Consider the following 16,792-nt stretch of genomic DNA (forward strand, 5'->3'; position numbering starts at 1 on the left):
GTGAGCCACAGTCGCTTATTTAAATAACGGATAGAGTAGGAGCGAGAATTGCGCTGGAGTTTCTGAAGGATATTAATTCCTTAGTTTGCCCATTCATCCATCTGGGCATTTTTTTTGATTAAAATACAATGCTGTTCTTGCTAAAAAATGACGGCACCCACCATAAAACACAATATTCCAAAAATAATCCAAGGCCAGATCTTTGTCTTCGGTTGTTCTAAATTCTGAGGATTATATTCCGTGTGTTCTAGCGATGTCGGTTGTGGAACACGGGTCTTTTTAGAGTAAGGCTGGTGTTTAGAGTAAGATAGTCCCGTACCTGGAATACCGACACTGGTTCGCGTACCTTTTTTCCCAATATTTAGAGAAGCACCAGGTTTGCCAATGCTGGCACTGCTGATGCCTTTATGGGTCAGATTAATTTTAAAACCCGGGAATAATTTAATACTTTTACGAAATCTAAAACCCATATTGCTCTCATTCTAAAACTTAGCTCAATTCACGCGCTATACTAGGATCCATGATCTGCTAGAGATCGTACTTTGACGGCTATCATCAGGATACTAGTATATTTTTTATCTGGTGATTGCAATACTACCTTTAAATACCGTCAAAAATGTTTACTGTATATTTGCTGTAGGGTAATCTTAAAGCTGCTATTTATTGACTGATTGGTATATGACGACAGATAAGCATGAAGTCCTGCTACGAATGCGAGCGATCGAGCTGCTTGCTTACTGGGAAGGTCGTTTGGTTACCAATCGTTTAATGAGCTGGTTTGGGCTCAGTCGACAGCAGGCTTCTGCGGATATCAAGCGTTACAATACGCTGTATAACCCAGATGCCTTGGTTCATGATCCCTCCGTAAAAGGCTATGTGCCTAAAGCCACGTTTCAACCGGTGCTGACTACCGTACATATCAATGAATATCTCAATATGCTGTCAGGTTTGGTTAGTGAATCGCATACCCTGATTGCGACACCAGAACCGAATCTTGCAGCAGTTCAATTACCTGATCGCAGTGTACGTCCTGAAGTGATTCGGGACGTTTTGCGTGCCTGCCGAAACCAAAACACTTTAAAAATGATTTATGCCTCGATGCAGAATCCGCAGTGGCATGAACGCATCATTTCCCCACACACCCTGGTGTATACCGGTTTTCGCTGGCATGTCCGTGCCTATTGCCATCAGAGCAAGCAGTTTAAGGACTTTTTACTCTCCAGAATTGATCGCACACCTGTTGTGGTGGCGATTGAGTCAGTAGACCCTGCTCAGGATCAGCAATGGCATGAAGAAATTGTACTGACGCTGATCCCTAATCCAAAATTGAACTCATCACAACAAGCGCTGGTCGAAAAAGACTTCGGCATGCCTGATGGCAGATTACAGATTCCGGTGAAAAAAGCCCTGGCTCACTATACCTTGCAGCGATATCAGGCCGCGATCACGCTGGCTGAGGCGGATGATGCCTTGAAATATCCCTTGGTACTACAACGCTCAGATATCGAAAAGCTGTCGTCTTACCTGTTTGATCAGGCCTCATAGGAGATTGGCCATGTTAGAACAATTTCATTATGACAGTGACCTGATTGGTGGCTCCCTGATGGTGCGTGAAAGCCGGCTGATCGCGGATCTGTTATTACGAGAAGCGATTCCAGAACAATGGCATCAGGCAATTCAGATTGACAATATTCTGCAAAAAAGAACGCCTGCTTCAGCCCAACGTAACGCCACTGCCATTCGTAAGCGTCTTGAGCGCTTAGAGCCTGATTTCTGGAAAGCTTTGCGGGATGGGGACGATGAGCTGGCGACCCAGGTGGCTTTTTGTGGCGCACTGGAACGCAACCTGTTGCTGCTTGAGTTTATGGAAACGGTGATGAGGGATGCCTATATCTCTCAGGCGCAACACTTGGACAGTTATATCTGGTCAGATTTTTTGGATGAACGCTCACAACGCGATCCGGATATCTGTGATTGGAAAGAGTCCAGCAAGAAAAAAATGGGGCAGGTGGTGTTTCGCATGCTGGCAGAAGCCGGTTACTTAAAAAGTACCCGTAAGCTGGAGTTGCAGCGCGTGATCGTCAGAGCAGAGCTGCGTAGCCTGTTGGAAGAACATTATAAACAACGCATTAAAAGATCTATGGAAGTGTCGGTATGGACGCGTTAGTTGTAGAGGGGCAGCAATGAGTCAAAAAATACATGAGCGTCTGAACCAGATTCCAGAGCGAATACTTTCAACCGAATTTCTCACCGGGCAAGGACTGGGCAATGAAATTGGCTTCTGGATTTTTGATTATGCACCTGAAGATGAGTTGAAGGTGCGCGAATATCTGCATTTTCTAGACGGGATGCTGGAGAAAAAACACAGTCAGCTGAAGGTGGTGAATATCAACCTGCTGCAAGCCGTGGTGGATTATCTGGCTGAGCGTAACTTCATCGATAAAGCCATTCAAATGCAAAAAGCCAAAGGCGATGAAGCGCTGCTCAAAGCCTTAAAGGGTCCACTGCATATGGATAAGTTCGCGCCTTATCTGGTGAGTAAATATGCCACCAATGCGCAAGATATTGTGTTGATGACTGGGGTTGGGTCGGTTTGGCCACTGTTACGTGCCCATCACTTATTGAACAGTTTGCATTCGTTACTGGGGCATAAGCCAGTGGTGCTGTTTTACCCAGGCTATTACGACGGTCAAGCGATGAGTTTATTTGGAAAAATTCCAAGCAACAATTACTACAGAGCATTCAGATTAGTGCCTTAAACACGGCAAATAGAAATAAGAATTCGGGGGAATGGATTGAGATGAACATTAAAGAACTTTTTTACAAGCCATTAGATCGTGCGATTAACGGGGTGGTCAAGGCAGATCAGAATGACAATACCACGGTATATCAGGAACTCGATGAGTATGTGGTCACCAATGAACTGGAAAAGCATTTTCGGGACTTTTTCCAGTCTTATGGTACAGACCTAAGCGATCCTTCGATTGCCAACCGAGTCGGTGTGTGGATTTCAGGCTTCTTTGGTTCAGGTAAATCACACTTCCTGAAAACCTTATCGTATATTCTGGCCAATAAAGTGGCACGTGACGCGGAAGGTAACGAGCGTAGTGCAGCAGAATTCTTTGATGAAAGCAAAATCCGGGATGCCTTTATCCGTGCAGACATTGGCAAGGCGGTTAGTCATCATGCCGATGTCATCCTGTTTAACATCGACAGTAAAGCCAGCTCCAATGATGACGGTAATCCGATTCTGAATGTGTTTTTACGCGTGTTTAACGAATATCAGGGTTTTAGTGCTGACCATCCACATATTGCCCATATGGAACGTCACCTGAGCCAGAAAGGGGTGTATGAGCGCTTTAAACAAGCTTTTGAAGAATCTAGCGGCATGTCTTGGCTAGAAGAACGTGACGGCTATCAGTTCTATCAGGATGATGTCGAAACCGCAATTTCCCAAGCCCTCAACTTATCTGCTGAAGCTACGCATAAATGGTTTGAGGATTCTGAGCAGACCTTTAGTGTTTCGGTTGAAAACTTCTGTCAGTGGGTGAAAGAATACCTGGACAGCAAAGGACCCCAGCAACGCATGTTGTTTCTGGTGGATGAAGTGGGGCAGTTTATTGGCAGCGATACCCGCTTGATGCTGACACTGCAAACCATTACTGAAAACCTAGGTACGATCTGTAAAGGCCGCGCTTGGATTATTGTCACCTCACAGGCAGACATCGATGCTGTTTTAGGTGAGATGTCTTCTTCCAAAGCCAATGACTTCTCCAAGATTGCCGGGCGTTTTAAAACCCGGTTATCACTGTCCAGTTCCAATACCGATGAAGTCATCCAGAAACGTTTATTACGTAAAACCCCGGAAGCTGAAGCTTTGCTTAGAGCGGTGTTTGAGCAAAAGGGTGACATCTTAAAAAACCAGATTACCTTTGACCGTTCAGGCCCGACCCTCAAAAATTATGAGGGTCCAGACAGCTTTATCCATAACTATCCGTTTGCGCCGTACCATTTCCAGCTGGTGCAGAAAGTTTTTGAGGAAATCCGTAAGGTCGGTGCGACCGGTGCCCACCTGGCCTATGGTGAACGATCCATGCTGGATGCGTTCCAGATGGCCGCGAATGCGATTGCTACAGATGAAGTCGGTGCCCTGGTTCCTTTCCACCGCTTCTATACTTCAGTCGAAGGTTTCCTGGATACTGCGGTTAAACGTACCATCGACCAGGCAGGGCAGAACAAGACCCTGGATGGTTTTGATGTGCAGATGCTGCGTACCCTGTTCATGATCCGCTATGTCGATATCATCAAAGGCACATTGGATAACCTGGTGACTTTGTCGATTGAGAAAATTGATGAAGATAAGCTGGCATTGCGCAAGCGGATTGAAGAGAGCCTGCAGCGTCTGGAAAAAGAGAGCCTGATTACGAGGAATGGCGATGAGTTCCTGTTCCTGACCAATGAAGAGCGGGACATTACCCGCAAAATTAAAGCCACTGACTTAGCAGCTTCAGAAGAAAATAAAGAGTTAGCCAATCTGATCTTTAAAGATTTACTGCGCGATCAGAACAAATACCGCCATCAAGCCAACAAGATGGACTATCAGATTGGTCGTTTCCTAGATAGCCATAGCCTGGATGGCAAGTATGAGAGCGATTTGAAAGTTGAAATCATTTCTCCGCTGGATACGGAATACAATCTTTACACCGAAGCTTACTGTATTGGTAAAAGTACTCAGGCCGAAGGACAAGTGCTGTTTAAACTGGCAGACGATAAACAGTTCTTTAATGAACTGCGCACCTGGCTGAAAACCAATAAATTCATCCGCTTAAATGATGATGGCACTCAGTCCGATATTTCCCGTATTCTGGCAGACCGTGGCCGTGAGAACCAGGAGCGTAAAAAACGCCTGCGTGCCCGGGTCGAAGAAATGTTGCTGGACGCGGAAAGTTATGCCTTGGGGCAACATCTACAACTTTCATCTTCAAGTCCAACCACCAAGCTGGATGAGGCTTGTCGTTATTTGCTGGAAAACACCTATACCAAACTGAGCTATTTGCAGGTCTATCAGCAGGATGCCTGGCGTGAACTGAACGCCGTCTTGACTGTGGATGATATGGCGCAGCTCGGATTGTCTCTGGATGGCGGACAGAGCAATCCGAAAGCCCTACAGGAAGTGGAGCAGTACATTGCACTACGGGCCACTGGTACAGAGCGTATTCTAGTCTCAGATGTGATAGATCGTTTTGCCAAACGTCCTTATGGCTGGCCGGATGCCGAGATTTTACTGCTGGTGGGGCAGTTGGCGGCAATGGGGCGGGTTTCACTGCAGCTAAATGGCGGCAGCTTACAGTTAAAAGATGCCTTTGAGCCTTTACAAAACAGCCGCCGTCGCCGTGATGTGTCGATTATTAAAAAGCGCCAGACTGATGATCAGGTGTTGAAACAGGCACGCCAACTCACCCAAGAACTGTTCTCGGCCATGGGACCAGCGACAGAAAAAGAGCTGTTTGAATTCTATTTGCAGCATTTTAAGACTTGGTTAGCCAACTTTAAGTCGTATAAGAGTAAAACTGATGTCGGACAGTTCCCGGGCAAGAAAGTGATTGAAAAATCGATTCTGGCTTTGGAGCGTTTGCTGGCGAATAGCGACAGCTTTGATTTCTTTAAGGCCGTGGTCGAGAACAAGGACGACTATCTGGATCTGGAAGAAGATTATCGTGATATTCATGAGTTCTTCACTAACCAGATGCCAAGCTGGCAGCAACTGCAGCAGGCTCTACGTCATTTTGAGAAAAACAAACAGGCGCTGGGCAGTGATGAGGTGGCAAAAAAAGCCCTCTCCGAATTACACCGTATTGCCACCCTTGAATCGCCCTATGGCCTGTTAAATAAAGTGGCTGATTTGGTTCGCACAGTGGAAAGCGTCAATGAGCAATTGCTGACTGAGAAGCGCAATCAGGCAATAGAACACATTGATGACAAGATCAAGCAGTTAGAAGCTGAGATTAAAAACAGTGGCATCGCTACCGCTGAATTGAGTAACAAGCTACTGCGTCCGCTGCAATTGTTCAAAGCGGATATTGAAGTGGAAACTAGCCTGTCCACCATCTATATGCTGCAAACCCAAACCAGCGTCGAGCGTTTTGATGAAGCCTTGTATGAGTTGGAAAGCGAAGTTGAGGCGGAAATCCAGCGTCAGGCCAAAGCGGCACAACTGGCTCAGAGCAAAGCAGAGAGTGTAACCAACACTGCAACCACCTCCAGCCCAGCTACATCAGCACCTGCTGCGAGTCCGGTACAGCCTGTGACAGCCGTAGTGCCACCGAAACCTGTTGTCGAAGTCGATGTCGCCAGCATTTACAGCAAAAGCTCAAGTAGTGTCTATCTGGAAACAGAAGAGTCAGTAGATCAGTTTGTAGACGCACTCAAAGCTGAATTGAAAAAAATTGTGGGTGATAAAAAGCGTGTGCGTATCCGCTAACTTGGGTTAGGGATATCGGCATCAGTCATTAATTAAAGGTTTAAAGATGAATACCAGTAATATTAAAAAATACGCACCGCAAGCACGAAATGATTTTATCGCAGCCATGCGCAAGCAGGCTGCCAAATATGGCATCACCGCAGACAGCATTTTACCGGCAGAACAGAAAGGCGACTTGCTGCTGATTGGCGATCAGGTTTTTCCGCTATCCGTCATGAAACCACGTGAGAAGCTGATCAAACGCATTCAAGCAACTAGCTTTGAGCAGACGATTGATTATATCGCTTACAGTTGGTTTAACCGTCTCTGTGCCATTCGCTATATGGAATGCAAAGGCTTACTGGATCATGGCCGCCGTGTACTGAGCAGTGCAGATGGTAGTGCCGGCTTGCCCCAGATTTTGGAAGAATGTCTGGATATCGACCTACCGGGTTTAGATGCTAGCCGTGTGGCTGAGCTTAAGCTGGATGGCAATAAAGATGAAGAGCTGTACCGGGAACTGTTACTGGCGCATTGTCATGCGTTAAATCAGGTGATGCCACTGCTGTTTGAACAGGTTTCTGATGAGTCAGAACTGTTATTACCTGACAATTTAACCAAAACCGATTCCTTGATTCGTGATTTGGTCAGCAGCATTCCGGAAGAAGACTGGTCGGATGTGCAGATTATTGGCTGGCTGTATCAGTTCTATATTTCTGAAAAGAAAGACCAGGTGATTGGTAAAGTCGTCAAGAGTGAGGACATTCCTGCCGCGACACAGTTATTTACCCCGAACTGGATTGTGAAATATTTGGTACAGAACAGTGTCGGTCGTTTATGGATGATGGCCCATCCAGAAAGTACCCTGGCCAGCGCATGGGAATACTATATTCAGCCGGCTGAGCAAAGCGACGAAGTCAATGCACAGCTGAAACAGTTGATAGATGTGCGGATCAGTGAAGATGGCGATAGCTTAAACCCTGAAAGCATTACTGTACTGGATCCGGCTTGTGGTTCGGGGCATATTCTGGTGGAAGCCTATGACTGCTTAAAAGCGATTTACTTAGAACGTGGTTACCGTAGCCGGGATATTCCACGTTTGATTCTGGAAAATAACTTGTACGGGATTGATATTGATACCCGTGCAGCACAATTAGCTAGTTTTGCATTGTTAATGAAAGCGCGTGAGGACGACCGCCGTTTATTTAGCAATCCACCGAAGCTGAATATTATTGCGTTGCAAGACAGCCAACCTGAACGTTTGGATGCATTCAGTCAGGATTTGGCAAGTACTGGTATTGCTCAGACCGATTTAAAAGAACTGCTAGACCTATTTGAACATGCTTCGACCTTTGGTTCTTTGATTCAAATTCCTCAAGCATTTGCGAAGAAACTGCCTGAGTTAGAAAGCAAGCTGAATAAAGCATTAGAATCAGGCGATATCTTTAGTCAGCAGTCAGCACAAGAACTGTTACCGCTCGTTCAGCAAGCCATGTTATTGGCCAAACAATATGATGCTGTGATTGCGAATCCGCCGTATATGGGTGCTAAGGGCATGAACACAGCACTGAAAGATTTTGCTAAAAAGAAATTCCCAGACAGCAAGTCAGATCTATTTGCCATGTTTATTGAACGTGGTTTTGCTTGGTGTAAGAACAGTGGCTTTAACAGCATGGTCACTATGCAAAGCTGGATGTTCTTATCTTCTTATGAAGCAATGCGTGAAAAGTTGCTACATGATCGAACTTTGTCTTGTATGGTGCATATGGGCAATGGAGTAATGGGAATTGCCTTTGGTACGGCTGCTACTGTCATGCTAAATAACCATGTTAATAATTATGAAGGTAGTTTTTCTTATTGTGAAAATGATGATGTAAATGAATTTGGCATCCCCAAACAATTCCCTGTACAAAATGAACGACTAAAAACAGCAAAACCAGATGACTTTAAGAAAATTCCAGGTAGTCCAATAGCTTATTGGGCTAGTGAGGATATTTTAAAAATATTTAACAGTTTTGATAAGCTGTCATTATTAGTTAAGACAAGAGAAGGACTCACGACAGGAAGTAATGAAAAATTTCTACGTTTATGGCAAGAAGTTGATTTAAATAATATCGGATTCAATATTACAAATAATAATGAAGCATATCAAAGCCAAAAGAAATTTTTTCCATATATCAAAGGTGGTGAATTTAGACGCTGGTCTGGTAATCGTGAATATATTGTTAATTGGTACAATGACGGAGAAGAGGTTAAACATCTTATAGATTCTGATACAGGTCGGATACGTTCACATAACTATAATGGTCAATACGGTTTTCAGTCTGGTTTTACATGGTCCGGCATTTCAAGCGGTACATTCGCTGTACGCTTTGTTCCATCTGGCTATATGTTTGATGCAAAAGGACCGATGGGTTTTATTATAGATAAATTTAACAGTAAAAAAATCCTAGCTTTTTTGAACTCATCTATTACTAATCATTTCATTAGAATGTTAGCTCCAACAATGGACTTTAAATTAGGGCATATTTTAAATCTTCCTATAATAAAAGATTCATATAACACTTTGGATATTCTAGTGGAAAAAGCTATAGATCTATCCACATATGATTGGAACTCCTACGAAACCTCATGGGATTTTGCTCAAAACCCAATTATTCGTACTCAGCAGCCAAAACTAGAACAAGCCTTTAATACATGGCAGCAACAAAATGCTGATGCCGTGGCTGAGATGAAACGTCTGGAAGAAGAAAACAACAAGCTGTTTATTGACGCTTATGGCTTACAGGACGAACTGACGCCTGATGTACCGGATGAGCAAATCACTCTGACCCGTGCCAACCGTGAAAAAGACAGCCAGCGTTTAGTGTCTTATGCTATTGGTTGCATGATGGGGCGTTATAGCTTGGACGAACCAGGTCTGATCTATGCCCATGCAGGCAATCAAGACTTTGATGCCAGCCGTTATCAAACATTCCCAGCCGATGCTGACGGTATTATTCCACTCACCGAAATGCACTGGTTTGAAGATGATGCAACACATCGTATCCAAGAGTTCTTAACTGCTGTTTGGGGCAAAGAAACGCTGGATGCCAATATGCAGTGGTTGGCAGAAAGCTTGGATAAAAAAGCCAGTGAAACCGCTGAAGATACGATTCGCCGTTACCTAGCCAGCAAATTCTATAAAGACCATATGCAGACCTATAAAAAGCGTCCGATCTACTGGTTATTTAGCAGTGGTAAACAAGGTGCTTTCCAGGCATTGGTGTACTTGCACCGCTATAACGAAAGTACCTTGGCGCGTATGCGTACTGAATACGTCATGCCGCTGATTTCCAAAATGGCTGCCTATGCTAATTCTCTGGAAACAGCGAAAGAAAGTAGTGACTCTGCGGCTGAAATCAAACGTATCGAGAAAAAACTGCAGGATCTGCATAAGCAACAGGCTGAACTGAGTAGCTTTGAAGAAAAACTGCGCCATTATGCCGATCAGCGTATATCACTGGATCTAGATGATGGGGTGAAAGTGAACTACGGCAAGTTTGGGGACTTGTTGGCTGAAGTTAAAGCTGTGACGGGGGAAAAGTGATGAATAGCTTTTCTTCCACACTAGATCATGCAGAGGTGGTTGCATGAACTTAAGTCAACTACAGCAAGGCCTGGAACAAGCCTTTTATACTGAACAGCACCGAATTGTCTTTTGGTACGATGCAGAGCATTCATTTACTGAAGAAATCAAAGCCCTAGAGCTAAATGATGTCCAGATTCTGAATATGGCAGACGAATCCAGCCTTGCGATTAAGCTTAAACTGGAACTTGAGGATCAGCAGGGCAAATACTTGCTGTATTTCCCAAGTGCTGAGCCTGAAACCGAAAAAGACTGGTTACTGGACATCAAGCTGTATTCACGCAGCTTCTATGCCGATCGTTTCTCGATTATTTTCAATGAGCTCGGTTTACAACAACAAAGTTTAAGAGAACATCTGGCCAAACGTGAAGAATTCCTCAAAGCCAAAGCGCGTCTGAGTACATTGAAACGCTATATCCAGCCTAATGCAGATGCACAGGATCTGGATATGGCCATGATTGCAGCTGTGGTCAAGGCCGACAGTGCCGAGCTGATGCATATTGTCCTGGCGTTGGCAGATGAAATGGTACAGCAGAACCTGGCTCTGGAAGTCAATCCAGAATCCTTTGCTGAACTGGAAAAATTCCAACTGGTGCCGGCTTTGGTGACCGCATTACAGGCGGAAATTGGTTATCCAGCATCGGTTGAAGAATTGAATGGGGAAGCACCATTCAAGCTCGGTACGTTCTTTATCCGTTTGATGAGCACAGGTTTCTGTGAAAGCCTGGGCGATATACCGCTATGGGCTCAAGAACTTGTGATGTCATCAGTCAGCTCCCGTGCAACAGCCAGAGCCTTTTTGTCACGCTGGAGAGACAGCTCCAAATACTACCCAACCTTCGATACACTCTCCCAGACCGTGGCCAATGCACTGCGGATCCAGGAGAAGGTCGGGGCTTTTGATCTTGAGCAGCTGCTCGATGTCATGACCTTTGAAGTGATTGAACAAAAGATCATTGTTGATTTGGCCAGTCATATCCCTGCAGCAGCCAAAGCTGAACTGGAACATTTCAGAACGATTATTTCTACCCGTCTGGATGGCTATTGGGCGTCCAAACATAAGGACGATGCAACCCGCCGTAAATACCGTACCGTCTATACAGCGTTGCAGGCAGCGATTGAGCTGTTCAGTCTGCGACTGCAGTTTGATTCTGGGTTCTATTTCGACTCCAGTGAAGCCTTGTATACAGCCTACGAGCAAGAGTTGTATCGCTTTGATATGGCCTATCGCCACTACAGTGCTGCTTCTCAACGCGCTCATGTCGATATCCTGAAAAAACTTGATGAAGAAGTCGAAAATTGCTATTCCTACTGGTTTATTGACCACTTGGCACGTAACTGGGGAGAGCGGGTTGAAGCTGAGCAACGCTTGAATGTCTGGAAAGTGGCAGATATCCCAAATCAGCAGAACTTCTACGATACTCACGTCAGACCCTTACTCAGTTCTGCAACGAAACGCCGTATTGTGGTAATTATCAGTGATGCTTTCCGCTATGAAGCTGCGGTAGAGCTGCGTGATCGTATTAATGAAAAGCGTTATTCCGAAGCGACCTTGTCTTCACAGCTGGGCGTTGTCCCAAGTTACACCACACTTGGCATGGCCTCGTTGTTGCCGCATCAGACTTTGGAGTACAAAGAGGCCGCAGGGGATGATGTTTTAGTAGATGGACAGTCCAGCAAAGGGACTGCAGCACGATCCAAAATTCTGGCGGCCTATAATGGATTGGCAGTAACCGCTGAAATGGTAAAAGGCTGGTCGCGTGATGAAGGACGTGAAGCACTTAGAGACTATGAGTTGATTTACGTTTATCACAACGTGATTGATGCACGCGGTGACAGCGCCTCGACAGAATCAGAAACCTTTATGGCTGTGGAACATGCTATTGAAGAGCTGACTGAACTCAGCCGTAAAATTTTAATGCACTTCAATATTTCCACCCTGTTGATCACAGCCGACCATGGCTTCTTGTTCCAGCAAAGTAAACTGGAATCTGCGGATCGTTCAAGCTTGACTGAAAAACCGACCAATGCATTGAAAAGCAAAAAACGCTATGTGATTGGGCATGGTTTACCAGAGAGCAAGGAAGCCTGGAAAGGCTCAACCCAAGCTACGGCAGGCACATTATCTGCGACTGATTTCTGGATTCCAAAAGGGGCGAACCGTTTCCATTTTGTAGGAGGCTCACGTTTCGTGCATGGCGGCATCATGCCTCAGGAAATCGTAGTGCCTGTACTAACGGTAAAACAGCTACGTGGTGAAAAGGCTGGACAGCGCACCAAGCGTAAAGTTGAGGTCATTTCTACCAAATCCACGCTGAAGATGGTCAATAACATCCAGAAGTTTGATTTGATGCAAACTGAAGCTGTCAGTGAGCTGATCATGCCAGTGACTTTATCCATTGCCATTTATGATGGGGATCTCAAAGTTTCCAGTGAAGAAACTTTGACTTTTGATAGCACTACCGATTCTGTTGCCGATCGGGTCAAACAGGTCAGACTGTCATTGTCTGGCACTGATTTTGACCGTAAGAAAGATTACTTCCTGGTACTGAAGGACAAAGACCTTAATATCGAGATGCAACGCTATAAGGTCACCATTGATTTGGCATTTACCGATGACTTCTTCTAATAACGAATTAACGATAGAGCGTAGCCTACATGGAATCTGCTAACGATAAAGAACTGGATCAGCTGCTGAATGAACACTTTGCTGGGCGGGTGGTACGTAAGGATCTGACTAAACTGATCAAAGAAGGGGCCAATGTCCCGGTCTATGTACTTGAGTACCTGCTGGGGATGTACTGTGCCTCGGATGACCCTGAGATCATTGAACAAGGTCTGCGTAACGTAAAGACCGTGTTGGCAGAGAATTATGTCCGCCCGGATGAAGCCGAGAAGGTGAAATCCCTGGTTCGTGAGCGGGGCAGTTATAAAGTCATTGATCGGGTCACGGTGAAGCTGAATGAGCGTAAGGACAAATACGAAGCCTCCTTTAGTAATCTGGGGATCAAAGATGCCGAAATCTCGGCAGGCATTGTCAAAGAGTATGAAAAGCTGCTGGTCGGTGGTATCTGGGTCATCGCCACACTCAGCTACTACTTTGATGAAGGGCAGACCAGTTCTCCATTTGGCGTGAGCTTACTCAAGCCGATTCAGATGCCCAATATGAATATGGAGGAGCTATTCAATGGACGAGCAGCGTTAAGCACTGATCAGTGGCGCGAGAGTTTAATCCGTTCGATTGGCATGGAACCGGCTTCGCTAAAAGAGGACGTGCAATGGCACCTATTAGCGCGTATGGTTCCGTTCGTTGAAAATAACTATAACGTCTGTGAACTGGGACCACGCGGTACCGGGAAAAGCCATATTTACAAAGAGTGTTCACCAAATAGTATTTTAGTCTCCGGTGGGCAAACGACTGTCGCCAACCTGTTCTATAACATGAGTAGCCGCCGTATTGGTCTGGTGGGCTTATGGGATGTGGTAGCTTTTGATGAAGTCGCCGGTATTTCCTTTAAGGACAAAGATGGCGTACAGATCATGAAAGACTACATGGCCTCAGGATCTTTTGCCCGTGGTCGTGAACAGATGGAAGCCTCAGCTTCGATGGTTTTTGTGGGTAATATTAACCAAAGTGTTGAATCTTTGGTGAAGACTAGCCACTTATTGGCTCCGTTTCCTGAAGCTATGATCGATTCAGCATTCTTTGATCGCTTTCATGCCTATATCCCAGGTTGGGAAATTCCGAAAATGCGCCCGGAATTCTTTACCAACCGTTATGGCCTGATTGTTGATTATCTGGCTGAATTCTTCCGGGAAATGCGCAAGCGTAGCTTTGCGGATGCCATTGAGAAGTACTTCAAACTCGGAAATAACCTGAATCAGCGCGATGTGATTGCCGTTCGCAAGACGGTTTCTGGATTGATGAAGCTACTCTACCCACACGGTCAGTTTGAGAAAGAAGATGTACAGCAATGTCTGGAATATGCGTTGCAGGTACGCCGGCGTGTCAAAGAGCAGCTGAAGAAAATTGGTGGCATGGAATTCTATGATGTGCATTTCAGCTATATCGATAATGATACCTTAGAAGAACATTTTGTCTCAGTCAAAGAGCAGGGTGGTGGCGGACTGATTCCCGAAGGTCCAGCCAAGCCAGGTTTCTTATATACCATCGGGCTCAGTAATAAAGGCATGCCAGGCTTATACCGCTTAGAACTTCAAGTCACCAAAGGTTCAGGAAAATTGGCGACATCAGGCTTATGGAATTCAAGCGGTGCCAAAGAACAGGTCAAGATTGCTTTTTACTACTTCAAGGCCAATGCATCCCGGATCTCGGGGGGCAGTAAGGTGCTGGAACATGACTTCCACTTACATGTGGTGGAGTTACAGAATACCGGGCCGCTCAGCCATCTTGCCTTGCCAAGTTTAGTGGCTTTCGCTTCAGGCCTGTTAGGACGATCGGTACAAAGTCAGATGGTGGTACTGGGTGATATGAGCTTGGGTGGTTCTGTGACACCGGTGGAAAGTATTGCCGAATGTCTTCAAGTTGCTTTTGATGCGGGTGCCAAGAAGGTTGCTTTGCCAATGAGTAGTGCGGCAGATATCCCAACGATTCCTGTGGAACTGTTTACCAAGTTCCAGACCAGCTTTTATGCAGATCCGGTAGATGCTGTGTTTAAGGGGCTAGGGGTGGATTAATTTCATATCTGTCTGGAAGAGTTACAGTAGATTGTTTTAAATTCAGTTTCTCAAGTTAAACACCATGTTGTAAAAGCATAATACTGCCTCTTTTAAAGAGCTAGTATTTTAGGGGGGATTACCCTTCATTTTTTCTTGATCAGATATCTGTTGTATTTTGACAGGATTTTGTTGATCTAAATATTTTTGATACCAAACACGCAATGTTTCAGGAGTACAACCGATTTTAGGATCAATAGCTGTGATTGCTGCCCAAGTAGAAGGATAATCTTTTTCAGATTCAATTAGTAATTGAACCGCTCTTTCTCTGATTTCAGGGGTCAATTTTACTTTGCCATTTGTAAGGTAAAAGGGGTCAATTTTAGAATGCCGTTGACAATGTATCGCCTTTTGAGTTTGAAGCAATGTACAATGATAAGATTAACCCGTTAGGTCAGGTGGCCTAACTTAAATAAAAAGTCTCCGACAAACCCGGTACGGTTCAGTTTTTTGACTTCACATAACGTGCATAGGGTGATTTTAGAAAAACTATAGAAAAATAAGAATGAAAGTAGATCATATTTTTATATGTATTGAATACATGAGCAGCTAAATCACTCAAAGCCAGCATCTAAAACCATTTAACAAAATCTATGACTATTTTACTTTCCCTTACCTAATCGTCCTAGTGTATATCTTTTTTTTTGATTAGCTTATTCCTAAATCAAGTGACTTTAGGTAAGTATGATGAACGATATCCAATTTTCAGATTGCGCAAAGGCATGTATGAGCTGTTCCCTTACCTGTGCCAGTTGTGCAAATGCCTGTCTAAAAGAAGAAAATCTGGAGATGATGCGAGAATGTATTCAGCGTTGTCTAGATTGTGCAGATATTTGTCAGCTCTGTGCTCGTATGCAGCAAAAAGAATCTCCTTTTATGAAAGAAATTTGTGAGCTTTGTGCCAAGGCTTGTGAATACTGTGCAGATGAATGTAGCCAACATGAGCATCAACACTGCCAGCAATGTGCTGATGCTTGCCGTGAATGTGCCGTCGAATGTCGAAAAATGGTTGTCTGATAAATAAAAGAATTAGTTGAGTTTAGGATTTACTCAATGAATAGCCAACGTGTTAGTTGTTAGTGGGTCAAACCACTAACAACGGCACTGTTGCAAATAGGCATCTGAGTCGATGATTTTCCCTTCAAAAAAGCTTAGAGACCGAAAACTCTATTTACTAGCCAAACTTCTCCTAGAATATTACCGTTATAAAATAATGAAGCTTGTTCTTTGCGTAGAGCACGCATAACCTCAATTCCTTTAATTGTGGCATAAGCCGTTTTCATAGACTTGAATCCCAACGTAGCCTTGATGATCCGTTTGAGCTTGCCATGATCACATTCAATCACGTTATTCTTGTATTTAATCTGTCGATGGTCCAGGTCTTCAGGACACTTTCCTTCCTGTTTTAGTCGCGACAAAGCACGGCCATAGGTATGAGCCTTATCAGTGTTTATGACTCGTGGAATTTGCCATTTTTTGATATGATTCAAAATCTTACCAAGAAAACAATAAGCTGAATGGGTATTTCGTCTAGCAAAAAGATAGAAATCAAGAGTATGGCCACGTTGATCGACTGCACGATACAGATAAGACCATCGTCCATTCACTTTTACATAGGTTTCATCAATATGCCACGAGCTCAGATCTGTAGGATTACGCCAATACCAGCGTAAACGTTTTTCTATTTCAGGAGCATAACGTTGAACCCAACGGTAAATAGTCGTGTGATCAACATTCACACCCCGTTCGGCCAGCATTTCCTGCAGTTCACGATAGCTAATGCCATATTTACAATACCAACGAACAGCCCAAAGAATGATTTCACCTTGAAAGTGCCGACCGTGGAAGGGATTCATCTGCTGTATCTCGAAATAAATAAGATATTTAGCTTATCATGTCAGCCTATTTGCAACAGTGCCGAAAAATTCCAGTATGCCGCATAGCCGCAAAGGGCCGGAATTGACGTA

Annotated in this window: 10 protein-coding genes and 1 pseudogene; 8 read left to right on the forward strand and 3 right to left on the reverse strand. The window is 44.6% G+C overall.

Annotation, left to right across the window (positions count from 1 at the left end):
- Positions 1 to 140: 140 nt before the first annotated feature.
- Positions 141 to 470, reverse strand: coding sequence for a DUF4236 domain-containing protein (locus F893_RS16400; protein ID WP_000506885.1), 330 nt, complete (start codon positions 468 to 470; stop codon positions 141 to 143).
- Positions 471 to 678: 208 nt separating this feature from the next.
- Here F893_RS16400 and F893_RS16405 point away from each other — a divergent pair, with 208 nt between their 5' ends.
- The 7 genes from F893_RS16405 to brxL are packed head-to-tail and all read left to right on the forward strand — an operon-like array spanning position 679 to position 14,786.
- On the forward strand, positions 679 to 1,545 hold the full coding sequence (locus F893_RS16405; protein ID WP_005253585.1) for a helix-turn-helix transcriptional regulator: 867 nt from the start codon (positions 679 to 681) through the stop codon (positions 1,543 to 1,545).
- Positions 1,546 to 1,555: 10 nt separating this feature from the next.
- Complete coding sequence (locus F893_RS16410) at positions 1,556 to 2,167, forward strand: DUF1819 family protein (RefSeq protein WP_005253591.1); 612 nt, start codon at positions 1,556 to 1,558, stop codon at positions 2,165 to 2,167.
- A gap of 16 nt (positions 2,168 to 2,183) precedes the next feature.
- Positions 2,184 to 2,759 (forward strand): DUF1788 domain-containing protein, encoded by a 576-nt coding sequence (locus F893_RS16415; protein WP_004281985.1) that lies wholly within the window; start codon positions 2,184 to 2,186, stop codon positions 2,757 to 2,759.
- 41 nt (positions 2,760 to 2,800) lie between these two features.
- The gene (brxC, locus tag F893_RS16420) at positions 2,801 to 6,481 is read left to right on the forward strand and encodes a BREX system P-loop protein BrxC (RefSeq protein ID WP_005253593.1); all 3,681 of its coding nucleotides are present in this window, start codon (positions 2,801 to 2,803) and stop codon (positions 6,479 to 6,481) included.
- Between the two features lie 46 nt (positions 6,482 to 6,527).
- On the forward strand, positions 6,528 to 10,049 hold the full coding sequence (gene pglX / locus F893_RS16425; RefSeq protein ID WP_005253600.1) for a BREX-1 system adenine-specific DNA-methyltransferase PglX: 3,522 nt from the start codon (positions 6,528 to 6,530) through the stop codon (positions 10,047 to 10,049).
- Between the two features lie 43 nt (positions 10,050 to 10,092).
- Complete coding sequence (gene pglZ, locus F893_RS16430; protein ID WP_005253602.1) at positions 10,093 to 12,717, forward strand: BREX-1 system phosphatase PglZ type A; 2,625 nt, start codon at positions 10,093 to 10,095, stop codon at positions 12,715 to 12,717.
- A gap of 29 nt (positions 12,718 to 12,746) precedes the next feature.
- On the forward strand, positions 12,747 to 14,786 hold the full coding sequence (brxL, locus tag F893_RS16435) for a protease Lon-related BREX system protein BrxL (RefSeq protein WP_005253607.1): 2,040 nt from the start codon (positions 12,747 to 12,749) through the stop codon (positions 14,784 to 14,786).
- A 123-nt stretch (positions 14,787 to 14,909) separates the two neighbouring features.
- Here brxL and F893_RS16440 read toward each other — a convergent pair.
- Positions 14,910 to 15,146: pseudogene (locus tag F893_RS16440) on the reverse strand (hypothetical protein); the annotation flags it as partial.
- A gap of 366 nt (positions 15,147 to 15,512) precedes the next feature.
- Here F893_RS16440 and F893_RS16445 point away from each other — a divergent pair.
- Positions 15,513 to 15,842, forward strand: coding sequence for a four-helix bundle copper-binding protein (locus F893_RS16445; RefSeq protein WP_016804323.1), 330 nt, complete (start codon positions 15,513 to 15,515; stop codon positions 15,840 to 15,842).
- Positions 15,843 to 15,976: 134 nt separating this feature from the next.
- Here the strand turns inward: F893_RS16445 and F893_RS16450 are convergent, their stop codons facing one another.
- Positions 15,977 to 16,681, reverse strand: a complete 705-nt coding sequence (locus F893_RS16450; RefSeq protein ID WP_005253610.1) for an IS6 family transposase — start codon at positions 16,679 to 16,681, stop codon at positions 15,977 to 15,979.
- Positions 16,682 to 16,792: the final 111 nt, after the last annotated feature.

The sequence above is a fragment of the Acinetobacter sp. CIP 102136 genome (assembly GCF_000369685.1).
Lineage (GTDB): Bacteria > Pseudomonadota > Gammaproteobacteria > Pseudomonadales > Moraxellaceae > Acinetobacter > Acinetobacter fasciculus.

Coding starts and splice junctions, on each gene's coding strand:
- F893_RS16400 (WP_000506885.1), bottom strand. CDS start 470: ATGGGTTTTAGATTTCGTAAAAGTATTAAATTATTCCCGGGTTTTAAA.
- F893_RS16405 (WP_005253585.1), top strand. CDS start 679: ATGACGACAGATAAGCATGAAGTCCTGCTACGAATGCGAGCGATCGAG.
- F893_RS16410 (WP_005253591.1), top strand. CDS start 1,556: ATGTTAGAACAATTTCATTATGACAGTGACCTGATTGGTGGCTCCCTG.
- F893_RS16415 (WP_004281985.1), top strand. CDS start 2,184: ATGAGTCAAAAAATACATGAGCGTCTGAACCAGATTCCAGAGCGAATA.
- brxC (WP_005253593.1), top strand. CDS start 2,801: ATGAACATTAAAGAACTTTTTTACAAGCCATTAGATCGTGCGATTAAC.
- pglX (WP_005253600.1), top strand. CDS start 6,528: ATGAATACCAGTAATATTAAAAAATACGCACCGCAAGCACGAAATGAT.
- pglZ (WP_005253602.1), top strand. CDS start 10,093: ATGAACTTAAGTCAACTACAGCAAGGCCTGGAACAAGCCTTTTATACT.
- brxL (WP_005253607.1), top strand. CDS start 12,747: ATGGAATCTGCTAACGATAAAGAACTGGATCAGCTGCTGAATGAACAC.
- F893_RS16445 (WP_016804323.1), top strand. CDS start 15,513: ATGAACGATATCCAATTTTCAGATTGCGCAAAGGCATGTATGAGCTGT.
- F893_RS16450 (WP_005253610.1), bottom strand. CDS start 16,681: ATGAATCCCTTCCACGGTCGGCACTTTCAAGGTGAAATCATTCTTTGG.